8 protein-coding genes are annotated in these 14,074 nt (G+C 38.4%); 4 read left to right on the top strand and 4 right to left on the bottom strand.

Annotated features, from left to right (window positions below; all coding sequences use genetic code 11):
* Window positions 1-12: 12 nt before the first annotated feature.
* From IW20_RS07850 to IW20_RS07835, 4 genes are all read left to right on the top strand, one after another.
* Window positions 13-1,467, top strand: coding sequence for a DUF3945 domain-containing protein (locus tag IW20_RS07850; protein ID WP_035620643.1), 1,455 nt, complete (start codon window positions 13-15; stop codon window positions 1,465-1,467).
* A gap of 5 nt (window positions 1,468-1,472) precedes the next feature.
* The gene (locus tag IW20_RS07845) at window positions 1,473-3,557 is read left to right on the top strand and encodes a type IA DNA topoisomerase (protein ID WP_035620641.1); all 2,085 of its coding nucleotides are present in this window, start codon (window positions 1,473-1,475) and stop codon (window positions 3,555-3,557) included.
* A gap of 233 nt (window positions 3,558-3,790) precedes the next feature.
* On the top strand, window positions 3,791-4,228 hold the full coding sequence (locus IW20_RS07840; protein WP_035620639.1) for a DUF1896 domain-containing protein: 438 nt from the start codon (window positions 3,791-3,793) through the stop codon (window positions 4,226-4,228).
* Complete coding sequence (locus IW20_RS07835) at window positions 4,215-9,581, top strand: N-6 DNA methylase (RefSeq protein ID WP_051885641.1); 5,367 nt, start codon at window positions 4,215-4,217, stop codon at window positions 9,579-9,581. The genes IW20_RS07840 and IW20_RS07835 overlap by 14 nt, the downstream gene beginning before the upstream one ends.
* Before the next feature lie 109 nt (window positions 9,582-9,690).
* Here IW20_RS07835 and IW20_RS07830 read toward each other — a convergent pair whose 3' ends face one another.
* From IW20_RS07830 to IW20_RS07815, 4 genes are all read right to left on the bottom strand, one after another.
* Window positions 9,691-10,446 carry a hypothetical protein gene (locus IW20_RS07830; protein WP_035620637.1) on the bottom strand — a complete coding sequence of 252 codons (756 nt, stop codon included), beginning with the start codon at window positions 10,444-10,446 and terminating at the stop codon, window positions 9,691-9,693.
* A gap of 153 nt (window positions 10,447-10,599) precedes the next feature.
* Entirely contained in the window at window positions 10,600-11,778 is a 1,179-nt protein-coding gene (locus IW20_RS07825; RefSeq protein WP_035620635.1) for a hypothetical protein, read from the bottom strand.
* A 169-nt stretch (window positions 11,779-11,947) separates the two neighbouring features.
* A complete protein-coding gene (locus IW20_RS25300; protein ID WP_051885640.1) occupies window positions 11,948-12,739 on the bottom strand; it encodes a phospholipase D-like domain-containing protein in 792 nt (263 codons plus the stop codon).
* Between the two features lie 152 nt (window positions 12,740-12,891).
* Entirely contained in the window at window positions 12,892-14,046 is a 1,155-nt protein-coding gene (locus IW20_RS07815; protein ID WP_240478467.1) for a PDDEXK-like family protein, read from the bottom strand.
* Window positions 14,047-14,074 lie beyond the last annotated feature (28 nt).

Here is a 14,074-nt window from a genome sequence, read left to right as displayed (position 1 = left end):
AAAATTTAAACTATGAGCGAAAAAATTTCAGAAAAAACAGAGTCTCCTGAACAACTATCGGAGATATTATTGGTGCTGAATAAAGAGAAAATGAAAATTATGGCTGTAAAAGGCATTGATGAAAATGGAAAACTGGAAACCGTTGAACCTACAAAGAAAAACCAGAACCAGTTCATGCGGGTGGATAAGCAAGGAGATTTATTTTCCAACTTCTTTTCCAATTTTTTCAGCCAGCTGAAGAACCCTACAAATTTTTCATTCTTCAATGTTCCATCACCATTGGCTATTAATACTGCAAAAGAAATGCAAAAACAGGTAGATCAACCAACCCCAGAAGGTGATAAGTTGATGAAGCAGCACGAAGTGAAGACAGAACCAGTAGAGAATCATAAACAAGAAAATAAAAATAATATGGAAACAACGCAGAGCACACCGGATACAAGTGAGTATAAATACAAACCGGAACAGATTGATTGGGAAACCATGAACAACTTGGGATTAAGTAAGGAGAAACTTGAAAAAATGAACCTGCTCGATCCACTGCTTAAAGGTTACAAGACAAATGAGCTTGTACCCGTAAGCCTAAACCTGGGTACCGCCGTTACGAGAATGGACGCCAGATTATCGCTGCAATCGAATGACGACGGACAGGTAGTAGTTGCCATTCACGGAATTCGAAAAGAGCCCAACCTGAACTTTGAGTTTTTCGGGCATAGCTTCAGTCAGGCAGACAAGAACAACCTGCTAGAAACAGGAAATATGGGGCGTGTTGTTAATCTGGTCAATATAAAAAATCCAAACGAGACCATTCCCTCCATTATCAGTGTGGACAGGCTTACCAATGAACTGGTGGCATTACGTACTGAATATATCAAAATCCCTGATGAGCTCAAAGGTGTAAAACTTAATGATGAGCAGAAGCAAACCTTAATGGAGGGCAAGCCACTTTATTTAGAAGGAATGACTTCCAAGAAAGGAACTCAGTTCGATGCAACCGTACAATTCAATGCCGACAAGCGTTTTGTAGAGTTCCAGTTCGACAGGAACAACTCCAACAAACAGACGCAGGACACCCAGCAAAACCAATCGCAAGAAGTTCCGAAAACTTTCAGAGACAAAGAGCTGGATAAAGAGCAATACCAAAAGTTCAAAGACGGACAAACCGTTTATGTAAGTGGCTTGGTTGATAAGAACGGAAAGGAATATAATGGTTATATCACTTTCAACAAGCAAACCAATAAAACCGATTTCTCTTTCCAAAATCCGAACAAGATTAAGGAACAGGCCACACCTACTGAAGCACATAAAACGCAGACTGCGGTCAATTCAGAAGGCAAAACCAATGAGGCAACCAAGAAAATCAAAGAGCCCCTGGAATCTGGTCAAACAAATCCCAACAACAGAAAGCAACAGGAACAACAGGAAACACCCGACGCACCTGCTAAATCGAAAGGACGTAAAATGTAAAAGGTATGAAAACAATAATTGCAGAAAAACCAAGCGTAGCCAGGGAAATAGCCAGCTTGTTGGGCGCATTCGAGAAAAAGGAAGGCTACCTGACAGGTAACGGCTATTTTGTTACCTGGGCACTGGGCCATCTTATAGGTTTGGGAATGCCCGAAGATTACGGGATCACGGGATTTGATAAAGCATCACTGCCCATACTCCCAAACCCTTTTTTACTGACCGTCCGAAAGGTCAAAAAAGATAAAGCCTATACGGCCGATACAGGTGCATTAAAACAACTGAAAATCATTGAACAGCTCTTTAACAACAGCAATAGCATTATCGTAGCCACCGATGCAGGACGTGAGGGCGAACTTATTTTCAGGTACATTTATGAATACCTAAAATGTAGCAAACCCTTTGAAAGGCTCTGGATAAGCTCGCTTACTGAAAAAGCCATTAAACAAGGTTTTGATAATCTCAAAGACGGGGCAGCATTTGACGGATTATATAAGGCAGCAAAAGGCAGAAGCCGTGCCGACTGGCTCGTAGGTATCAATGCTACACAAGCACTCTCCATTGCAGCAGCCAATGGGGTTTATTCACTCGGAAGAGTGCAGACACCTACACTGGCTTTAGTATGCAAACGCTATTTGGAAAACAGGTGTTTCTCAATAAAGAATTATTGGCAGATACAGTTGTCACATAACAAAGAGCTGATAGATTTTAAAAGTATCTCAAAAATCAAATGGGAAGACCGTAAACTTGCCGGTGATGCGCTGAAAGCCATTCAGCGAAGTGAAACGGCAATAGTTACATCGGCAGAAACCAAAAGCGTTACGGAGCAACCGCCTTTATTGTTCGACCTTACTGGCTTGCAGAAAGAAGCCAACAAAAAATTGAATCTTTCTGCCGAAGAAACACTCAATATTTCTCAAAGCCTTTACGAACAAAAGTTTATCACATACCCGCGTACCGGAAGCAAATACATTCCTGAGGATATGTGGGCAGAAATCCCCAGCCTTGTAAGAGCTTTGCAAAACAGGGAAAACATTAAAAGAGCTGTATCTCAAGTGAAATGGGGTCGTTTTAATAAACGTATCGTAAACGATTTGCGAGTTACGGACCATCATGGATTATTGATTACTGATAAAATCCCGTCAGCGTTGAATGCAAAGGAAAATGCGGTTTATGATATGATTGCCTTTCGATTACTCGAAGCCATTTCCGGAGCCTGCATCAAAGAGTTAACGGATGTCAGTTTACAGGTATTGCATTATGATTTTACCACAAAAGGCTGTAAGATCATAGAAGCGGGATGGCGTTCCATTAAAGGTAGTTTCTCCGATGATGATACAGAACCGGTACAGGATTTGCCCCAGTTGAAAAAAGGCGATGATCTCAAAATAAAAGAAGCTTGCGTTTTGGAAAAGAAAACCAAACCGCCTGTACTTTATACCGAAGCAGGCCTTTTGTCGGCTATGGAAAGTGCCGGAAAAGAAATTGAAAATGTAGACGAACGGAAAGTCTTGCAAAATATTGGTATCGGCACCCCGGCGACAAGAGCTGCGATAATTGAAACGCTTTTTACACGCAATTATATCCAAAGGGATAAGAAATCCTTGATACCAACAGAAAAAGGACTGCAGGTATATGAATTGGTCAAAGACCAAAAAATAGCAGATGTGGCAATGACCGCCCAGTGGGAACTTGCATTGCAGAAAATCGAAAACAGTGAATCAGATGCCGGAACATTTCAAAAGGAAATGGAAAATTACGCTTCATCTATTACTCATGAATTGTTGCAAACTTCCATTGCCCAAAACAACCTGCAAAAAATCATTTGTCCGAAATGTAAAAGCCAACAGCTCATTATACGTGACAAAATTGTGAAGTGTCCTGAGGAAGCTTGCAGCTGGGTACAGTTCCGCAATGTCTGCGGCGTGGAAATCGGTATAGACAATATTGAAAGCCTTGTCAGAAAGGGTAAGACTTCACTCATCAAGGGGATGAAAAGCAAAGTAGGAAAGATGTTTGATGCGTACATCGTACTGAACAATAATGCCGAAACTTCCTTTGAGTTTGCCAATAATAAAAGCTATAAAAAGTAATGGACAGTAAGCCTACCAGTAGCACAATAGAAATCATGGGCCACATTTATACCATACGGTAAAGAAAGCCATAATTTTAAATAGTCCTTAAAAACCTCTAAATACTCAGAGGTTTTTTTATTGTCCATCACGTCAAATCCTGCCTCACAAAGACAAAGCATTCAACTTCAGCAAAGGCTCTTATCTAGTGCTATAATTTTAGGTTTCATGCCAATTCTAAACAAAATTATACTATGAACACACAGGAAAAAGACCTATCGTATTTCAGATTACGACTTCAGGAACTATTAAATACCAGCTTTCCCGAAAAAGCAAACGACCAAAAGTTTATTGAACAGCGTTCCTCATGGGCAGTTAATGCTTACCATGGCGCATTTAGTTCGGGAAATACCATTGTGCAATGCAATGAAATAGCAAATTATATCCTCTTTGAAAACCTGTATTTCTCCAGGTTTGACACTGTTTTTCAGGTTGTCTGTAATGAGTTTGATACCATTATGGCAGACGAGGAACTGAGACCATTTGCCCTTAAAATGTTTCCTGTCTGCACACCTGTGTTTTCCAGATACGAGCTAACCGATGACTTTGCATACAGTTATGAGTTTGCCCTGCTCTATACCGAAATAACCGGAACCATCGCAATATGGATACAGAAACATGGGCTTCAGTAAAAAGCAGCATCTCCAACAGAACATTGATGCCCTGCGAATTGCTTTTAAACTGGAAAAGGAGAAACGACAAGCCACCGTAGGCGAAAGACTGCTAATGATGCAATACAGCGGATTTGGCGGTCTTAAATTCGTGTTGAACCCTATAGCGAATGAAATTGACATCAATAATTGGAGAAAACCCGAACACGACCTTTTCCCGATCACCCGCGAACTCCACCAACTACTCAAAGAAAATTCAGAAGACGAAAAGCAATACCGCAGATATATTGATAGTATGAAAAGCTCCGTTCTGACGGCTTTTTATACTCCGCCACAGGTCATAAATGCGATTTCCGTAACCTTGCGTGAAAGCGGTCTGAACATTGATAAATTCCTTGAACCCTCTGCCGGTGTCGGCTCATTTATACAATCCTTTTCAGAAAATCAAAAAGCCAATGTTACTGCTTACGAAAAGGATTTGCTCACGGGCAAGATTTTAAAACAGCTTTATCCTCAAAGCAATATCCGTATTTCCGGTTTTGAAGAAATCCCTGAAAAGGAACAAAACAGCTATGATGTTGTAGCCAGTAACATACCTTTTGGTGACACTTCCGTTTTCGATCTTTCCTATTCCAGAAGCAAAGACAGTGTAAAAGTACAGGCAGCGCGAAGCATTCACAACTACTTTTTGCTGAAAGGTACTGATATGCTCCATGAAGGTGGTCTTCTGGCTTACATTACCTCGCAGGGCATTCTCAACAGCCCAAACAATGAGCCGATACGTAGGGCGCTCATGCAGAATAATAATCTGGTGTCAGTTGTTCGCTTGCCCAACAACCTGTTTACGGATTATGCCGGAACAGCAGTTGGCAGTGATTTAATTATCCTTCAAAAGAACAAAGCAAAACAAAGTTTGACCGAAAGAGAAAATCTGTTTTGCCAAAGCAGTCGAACGGAGTACAACACACCGGGAAATGCACTCTTTCAGGACAGTACAAGGATTGTACATACCGACCGTAAATTAGATACCGATGCCTATGGGCAGCCTGCATTAGTCTATACGCATAAGGAAGGCCTTGAGGGAATTGCCAAAGACTTGAAACAAATGCTTTCAGAAGATTTTGGAAAGTACCTGGATGTAAGTTTGTACAAAGGCGAACGAAACCAAGAACCTATAATACAAATCCCGATTGAAACAACAGCTACACCTGCGGTTGTTGAACATATACCCATTCAGCAAAAGGTACCTATTCCAACTCCTGTAACCAATCGGGAAAGTCCGCAGGAATTAAAACAGTTAAGCATTTTTGACCTGCTTGAAAATATGGGCGAACCTGCGATTTTGACTGATCCGCCCAAAGGAACGCCCAAAGCTAAAAGACAAACCACTAAAAAGAATAGCCGTGCGATAGGTCTGCAAACCAACCTGTTCACTTCGATGCAGCAACCCTATACACCGGCACTTAAAAGTGCAAATACCTCAACCGAAAATAAAAAACAGGAATCTATCGACGACCTGTTTTCGACTGCCACAGGGAATAGTCATGCTGTTACGCCAGTTATTCCCCAACCTGCTCGGTATAGTGGCGAAATGCAATCGTTCCATCGCAACGACTGCCTTGCTGTAGATAATGGCTGGGTCGGTCACCTGCAAGATGTAGATGCATCAGGCGGTACAGCAGTTTTCCATCCTTTGCAGTTGCCGACCTTACAGAAAGCCAGAGCAGAAGCGTACATCAATATACGTGACGTTTACCAACAGCTCTACAATAAAGAGGCAACGTTTCAGACTGAACAAAAAGAAGAGAGGGAAAACCTTAACCGATTATACGATGCCTTTGTCAAAAGGTATGGCAGCCTTAATAGTGCCGATAATATCAAGCTCATTAAAACGGATAGCTCGGGTAAGGAAATCCCTTATTTGGAACGTGTCGTTGGTGGCGTTGTACGCAAAGCCGATATATTCAGTCATCCTGTAAGTTTTTCAACCACAACCATTGCAACTGACAATCCCGATGAAGCATTAGCGGCATCGCTGAACAAATACGGGTGGGTGGATTTGGACTTTATGACCGAGATTAGCAGTATGACGGGCGATGCCCTGAAAGAAGCATTACACGGTCGTATTTACTTCAATCCCCTGCAAAAGGGATATGAAATATCCGAACGTTGGATTGCAGGCAACGTAGTTGAAAAAGCCCTAGAGGTCAAAACCTACCTCGAAAACAATCCTGAAGACAGCCAAGCTAAAGTAAGCCTCACCGTTTTGGATCAAGCCCGACCAAGACGTATCGAATTTGAGGAACTCGATTTTAATTTGGGTGAACGATGGATACCCACAGGCCTTTATGCCCGTTTTGCTTCACATCTTTTCGATGCAGATGTACTTATAAATTATTCGGAAAGTTCCGATGACTTTTCGGTAAAGTGCCATCAGGGGAATTTGCATATATGGGAAAAATATGCTGTCAAGGCAGAAAGCCGCACGTTTGATGGTATTGCCCTTCTCAAACACGCCCTTGTCAATACCACACCGGACATTACCAAAAAAATAATGGTTGGCGACCAGGAGGTCAAGGTACGGGATATGGAAGCCATACAGATGGCCAACACCAAGATCGATGAAATCCGCACTGCTTTTACCGACTGGCTTCACGCCCAAAACGATGAGTTTAAAATCAGGCTGACCGACCAATACAACGACACTTTTAATTGTTTCGTCCGACCAAACTATGACGGTAGCCATCAGGATTTTCCGGGACTGGACCGTAAAGCATTGGGTATCGAGGACCTGTATTCCAGCCAAAAGGACACCGTGTGGATGATAAAGCTTAACAATGGTGCGATCTGCGACCATGAAGTAGGCGCAGGCAAGACGCTCGTAATGTGTACGGCTGCACAAGAGATGAAGCGTTTGGGGTTAGCCAACAAGCCAATGATTATCGGGCTAAAAAGCAATGTTCACGAAATTGCAGAAGCTTATCGCACTGCCTATCCACACGCTAAAATCCTATTTCCGGGCAAGGAAGATTTTACACCCCAAAAACGCCTGCGAATTTTTGGGGATATCAAAAATAACGATTGGGATTGTGTAATCCTCACACACGACCAATTCGGGATGATACCGCAATCTCCCGAAATACAAAAGGAAATACTCGAAATAGAATTGGATAGCGTAGAGCGTAACCTCGATGCTTTGCAATCGCAGGGCAAGGAAGTAACCAGGGGTATGCTTGCCGGAGTAATCAAGCGGAAAGAAAACCTTGAAGTCAAGCTTAAAACACTGCAGCACGATATTGAAAACCGAAAGGATGATGTGGTGGACTTCAAGATGATGGGCATTGACCATTTGTTCGTGGATGAAAGCCACCAATTTAAAAACCTGATGTTTAACACAAGACATACAAGGGTTGCCGGATTGGGTAACGTGGACGGAAGCCAAAAAGCAATGAACCTTTTGTTTGCTATCCGCACTATTCAGGAACGCATTAATGCTGATATGGGGGCAACCTTTCTTTCGGGTACAACTATCAGCAATTCATTAACTGAGCTCTACCTGCTTTTCAAATACCTGCGACCACGAGCAATGGAAAAACAAGGCATTCACTCTTTTGATGCGTGGGCGGCTATATATGCAAGAAAAACAACTGATTATGAATTTTCGGTGGCTAACAATATTGTGGCGAAGGAACGTTTCCGATACTTTATCAAAGTGCCGGAACTTGCCCAATTCTATTCAGAAATCACGGATTATCGGACGGCAAAAGATATAGGCATTGACCGTCCCAATAAGAATGAGGTATTGTATAATATACCGCCAACTCCAGACCAGGAAAATTTTATCAGAAAGCTAATGGAATTTGCCAAAACAGGAAATGCCGAACTGTTGGGAAGACCAAAGCTAAGTGCAAGCGAAGAAAAAGCGAAAATGCTCATCGCTACGGATTATGCCCGTAAGATGTCGCTTGATATGCGAATGGTAAGCGGTAGGTATGATGACCACCCTGATAACAAGGCTTCGCATTGTGCGACCAGCATTTCCAAATATTACAACCAATACAACGCACAGAAAGGAACGCAGTTCGTTTTCTCCGATCTGGGAACCTACAAGCCGGGCGAATGGAATGTGTACTCCGAAATCAAACGCAAGCTCGTGGAAGACCACAGTATACCTGCACACGAAGTCCGGTTTATACAGGAAGCCAAGACCGATAAGCAGCGTAAGGAGCTTATCAAGGACATGAACGAGGGTAAAATCCGTGTGCTGTTTGGTTCTACAAGCATGTTAGGGACGGGTGTAAATGCACAAAAGAGAGCTGTAGCCGTTCACCATTTGGATACGCCGTGGCGACCAAGTGATTTGGCACAGCGCGACGGACGGGCAGTGCGCAAGGGCAATGAAATTGCCAAATTCTTCGCCGGTAATAAAGTGGATGTAATTATTTATGCAGTGGAAAAATCACTGGATAGCTACAAGTTTAACCTGTTATACAATAAGCAACTTTTCATAGACCAGTTAAAAAACAACAATCTGGGCAAACGGACTATTGACGAAGGCAGTATGGACGAAAAATCGGGAATGAACTTTTCAGAATATGTGGCTATACTTTCGGGAAATACCGACCTTTTGGATAAAGCCAAACTGGAAAAACAGATTGCCGGATTGGAAAGCGAAAAACAGGCGTTTAACCGTTCTAAGTTCAGTGCCAAATACAAGCTGCAAGATTTTACGGAATTACTTGAAAGCGCTCAATCCCGTTTTAACCGAATGAGCCTTGATTGGGAAAACTTACAGCAACGCATACAAAAATGTCCGGACGGTACTATCGAAAATCCTTTGAGATTGGACAGTTTACCGTTCAATGCTGATATTAAACAAATAGGTACAAAGCTTAACGAGTTTGCAGAGAAAGCACGTACCGGAGGTCAATATGAAGAAATCGGTACGTTATACGGATTTACGCTTTTGGTCAAAACAGAAATGTCCGAAAAAGAGGGCGTAGATATGCGGGTAAACCGATTTATGATACAAGGTGAGGGCAATATTAAATATACCTATAACAACGGTTTAATCGCTAAAGATGAAAAGCTGGCAGCTATGAACTTCCTTAATGCACTGGAGAAATTACCTGGTTATATCGAACAGGAAAAAAAGAAGATCACAGAAATACAAAAAGACCTGCCTGTTCTTCAGGAAGTGATAAACGATGGGTGGTCAAAGGAAAGCCGCTTGAGTGAACTCAAAACGGAACTTGCCGCAGTTGAGAGGAAGTTACAATTATCTATTACTCCGGAAAATACACAGCAGGAAGAAACAATTGAAAATAATGGTATTCAGATGCAGGAAAAGTCTGTTGCACCCTTAAAGGCTTGAAAACAGCCAATTAACATCGGATGAAATGATTACGGTAGTCGCTGTTAAGTAATGGCATTTTTAAAACTTGTTAATTAGCTTAGCGTAGTACAAAATAATAAAACCGAGTTTAATACTTAATGCCACATGCAATCACACTTCCCTTTTTCTTTTTAATGGTTTCCAGTTTGTTATTATTTGCATTTATATAATACATATCAAGAGAGTATTTTGAAACGCCAAGTTTTTCAATTTCAAATTTCTCCTGGATGAGCCAACAAAATGAATTTTTTTCGTCTAAATAACTCAATTCGATGAAATCTACTTTTTTGTTTTTAAAACGCTTTTTGTTCTCTACCAACTGTAAAGCGTTACATGGATTCATCAAATTTTCAAAATCTTTATTTTTAGCGTAATCAGGAAATTTGTTTTCAGAAATCATTTTTCCATCTTTATTGAATTCCAAACCAAAAGCATATCGAAATTTATCTTTTTCATAAGTATAAATAATCCAGTATGTAACTTCAAAATTAGAAAGTTTATATAAAGATTGATCATCATAAGTCTTTATTCTGTTCGATTCAGGATAATTAACCTCAACTCCATAAAGTTTCAATTTATTATAAAAACTTCGATTGGCACGCGTCACAATATAATTTTCTGCTTTGGAAAGAATGAAATCTGAATATTTTTTGATTTTATTTATATCATTTGGATAGCTGACACTATCATGATAAATACTGTCTTTATATTTTACCTCGAACGGAATATAATTATTTGTTTTAGACATATATGTTCCACCTAATTTTAGCTTCTCAATATTATCGCATTGAGAGAATACAAAATTCGATATGAATATTACAAAAAATGTCCAATAATGTTTCATAGGCAGATCAAATTACGGCTAAAGTTTTGCCTGCATATTTCAGTTGTAGAAAAGACGCAGAGTTCTCTGCTAAGATATAACTTTCTTAGTTTGAACAAACGTTCAAGATGTACAAAATCAGCCGTTTTAGTTAGTACCGTTAAGTGGCTATTTTTAATTAAAGTATTTTATTTCTCGTCTAGAAATTTCCACTAGTTTTAAATCATTTTGATTTTTGCCTTCGTAAGTTTCCATATTTATCCAATTACCTTTCTTATCATAATTGTAAACTTTCTTTACTGTTTTAATATATGAACCATCTGAAGCTATAAATTCATCTAAAGTCATGTTTTGAAAATTATCATATTGAGTAATTTGTGTTTTATATTTCTCAAATCTAATACTTCTATAATTTCCTGTAATTTCCTGCTCTTTTATTTTGTTACCAAACTTGTCATATTCAGATTTATAATTATAACCTACAAATGGTTCTTTATCGGGGTAAATGTAATTACCCTTAACTTCAACTTCGTTTCCTTTATCGTCATAAAAATAATATTCGTCAGTATTATTCGGAGAGAACTTTGCTAATTGATATTTTCTAGCGAGTAAATTCTTCGAATTATACTCATATGCAAACAATGGCTTGATTGTACAATTAGGATCTCCGTAACTTAAACAATTACCTTCTTCAATCAAATTGTTATGTTCATCATATTTATATTGAGTCATCTCAACTGTTTTGTTTTCCCAGAATTTATAAGTAAGTTTTAAAACCACTTTGTCATGATTGTTATATTCATATTTCTCCATTCCGCGCAGGTAGTTTGATTTTCCTTCTTGAGTTTTGGGATTATAATCACTGAATCCTCCAAAAAGGTATTCTGTTTTTTCAGTCACTCTATTTTTATCATCATACTTGAAAGAAGTTTCTTTAACGAGAATATTTGTATAATATTCTTTTAATAAGGTCAGATTCCAGTTTTCATCATATTCATAAATGTCGCCGTCATTGCCAAAACTGAGTTTATTCAGTTTAGAAAGTAATTTGCCTTCTTTAAAGGTGTAATGAACTTCTTCATTTACGAGTTTTTTTGCCAAAACTACATCTAAGCCCAAACCATAATAGATAATTTTATCTGGGAATCCTTTTTCATTAAAAAAATAGGCTAATGAATCAGAAAACTTACCGACTAAAGTTTCATTTTTTACTTTAGCACTTCTGACGTTGCCATTTAAAGTTATTGTTAATCTATCATCATCGTCTAATTGAAACTTTGTATTTCTCGTTTGACCTAAGCAAATAAAGTTTATTAAAAATAAAAATACTGATATAATTATTACGTCTTTCATTGATCGATTTTTATAAAATAGCCACTAATAGTTTCGCCCTTGGCGAAGTTGCCGAATATCGCTTGCCTATTTATTTGCGGTGTAGATTCTAATTTCTGCGTGAGTGGAAACTCGAACTTACAATAAACCTTGGCAATGTTCGTATATCGTGTGTTACCAGCTACTGTAATTATTGTAATTGTGCCAATCTTTGCTTGGCTTTTAAAAGTATTTCGTCAGTAAATAAAACTCTATATTTATCCTTTTGAATAATACTTTCAATTGTGAGATCGAGTCTGTTAATATGAAACATCTTTATTAATCCTGAATGTAATTTTTCTGTGCCTTCTTGTATTAGACGATTTGCGGCGCCTATAGCCCCATAATCGTAAATCTGATTTAGGATAATTGATCTATTAATTTTTGCACCAGCTTTTATTGATAAATCCACAGAAGCAATTAGTTCGTCATGCAATTCATTCTCTAACATTAAAAAAGAATCTTCTTTTGTTTCTGAAAAGAGCGCGTCCTGAGTACTCAAAATTAATTTGTCGTAATTAGTAACGATTTCTTTAAGGTTTCGGAAGCGAATAGAAAATTGCTTTAAAAGTTGTAAATCATCGCTTTGAATAACAAATTCATGATTATAATGCTCCGCAGAATATGTCCAATTATAAGAGCCAGCAATTAATTTGACCCCATCAAAAACAGCAAATTTATCATGTAAAAATTTTCCACTTCGCGTTTGTAAAATAAAAACTTTACCGCCTTTTTTAATAAAATTTTCAAATGACAATCTTGTATTTTCAAAATGATCACTGATTATTATTTCAACTGAGCAGCCACTTTCGAGTTTGTCGCTTAATTGCCCTAAAAGATCTTTGTTAGTAAACCATGCAACAGAAACCACAATTGATTCTTTCGCCGAATAAATATTCGATTCAATGTTTTTTTTGATGTTTTTAAAGAGTGCTGTTGTCATAAAATTGTAGTTAGCGTTTGGCCTAACCGAAGTCGGCGATGCAAGTGGACTGAATTCTCTCGACCAAGATGGAAGTTCTAAGTGTAAATGTAATTTCCGATCACCTAAAATCGGCTATTTTGGTTAGAGACGTAAGCGATCGCCTATTGAAATTACATTCCTATTTTTTCAATTACTATAAGTAGCTGCTTAATTTTTTCTTTACAATCATCGAAGAAATAGTCGTCCTTAATAATGTCGTTTTCCCAAACATCGAGAGTTAGATTTGTAAAGTAAGAGTAAAAGGGCCACCAATTACTTTCTTTATAAGAGCCAACATTTAAACTTTCCAACTCTTCGTGAATTTTCTTTCTAGTTTCGTCGGGAATCCTATAAACATTAGGATTATTACATAGACCGTAGAAGCACCTGTTAGCTTCAAAAGTAAATCCTATCCAATATCTTCCTTGCCAACTCGACTTTGTTATATGAAATTTTATATATGATTCCTCGCTATATTCAAAGTGGTATTCAAATCCTTTTTGCGATGCAAATTCTTCCATTTTAGGATTAAAATACTTTTCAGAAAGGTAATTGTAAGTTGCAGAGTAATTTTGTGAAATTACTTTAGCAGCACGTAAATTTTCTATTTTAGATAGAACTTCAGTAATTTCAGTTTGGTTTTTTATACTCATATCTTGGTGTGTTAGCTGCTTTAAATGATTTATATATTGAATTATTGTTTCTCTTACAATAGGATAACGCGACGAAATTGCTACACATTCTTCAAGCCATTTAATTATATGATCTTTATATGAGATTGATAAATAAGATATTCCTTCTCCACTTTGCAAAGAAGCTTGATCCCCGAATAGTGTCAGATAGAGTATTTGGTAGCCATTTCGATATATCTTAGCATACTTGTCATATCTTTTTAATTGTTCAGGCTGATCTTTTGCATAAATTTTATTTTCTATGATTATCGCATTATGCTGATTATCCTCTATTAGAATGTCGATGCGTCCATGTCGTGTTGAGTGTTCGGTACGAATTCTTGCGCTTTCAACGTTAAAATTTTTGACTGCAAAAAAATCGCCAAGTGATTCAATAAAACATTTTAATAAATTCGATTTTAATCCATGTGTCCCAACTGGGTTTAAAAACTCAGAAATAATTGCAGAATGAGTGTTTTCATAATGATTAACGCCACATATCCGAAACATATTAAATCGACCACCAGTTGCGTCTAAAATTTCTGTATTTTTTTTGTTTATAATCGTGACTTGATTTAGCAAGTTTACTATATCCATAGAATTATCTTTTTTCATGTAAAATTTACTGTCCCATATGCGGGAC

Origin of the sequence: Flavobacterium hydatis (assembly GCF_000737695.1) — a bacterium.
Lineage (GTDB): Bacteria > Bacteroidota > Bacteroidia > Flavobacteriales > Flavobacteriaceae > Flavobacterium > Flavobacterium hydatis.
Note: the sequence above shows the minus strand (reverse complement) of the source record. Positions and strands in the feature narration are given on the sequence as shown.

Bases quoted from the DNA above. Each gene is read 5' to 3' on its own strand.
- IW20_RS07845 (WP_035620641.1), top strand. From the start codon at position 1,473: ATGAAAACAATAATTGCAGAAAAACCAAGCGTAGCCAGGGAAATAGCC.
- IW20_RS07830 (WP_035620637.1), bottom strand. From the start codon at position 10,446: ATGAAACATTATTGGACATTTTTTGTAATATTCATATCGAATTTTGTA.
- IW20_RS07815 (WP_240478467.1), bottom strand. From the start codon at position 14,046: ATGAAAAAAGATAATTCTATGGATATAGTAAACTTGCTAAATCAAGTC.
- IW20_RS07840 (WP_035620639.1), top strand. From the start codon at position 3,791: ATGAACACACAGGAAAAAGACCTATCGTATTTCAGATTACGACTTCAG.
- IW20_RS07825 (WP_035620635.1), bottom strand. From the start codon at position 11,778: ATGAAAGACGTAATAATTATATCAGTATTTTTATTTTTAATAAACTTT.
- IW20_RS25300 (WP_051885640.1), bottom strand. From the start codon at position 12,739: ATGACAACAGCACTCTTTAAAAACATCAAAAAAAACATTGAATCGAAT.
- IW20_RS07850 (WP_035620643.1), top strand. From the start codon at position 13: ATGAGCGAAAAAATTTCAGAAAAAACAGAGTCTCCTGAACAACTATCG.
- IW20_RS07835 (WP_051885641.1), top strand. From the start codon at position 4,215: ATGGGCTTCAGTAAAAAGCAGCATCTCCAACAGAACATTGATGCCCTG.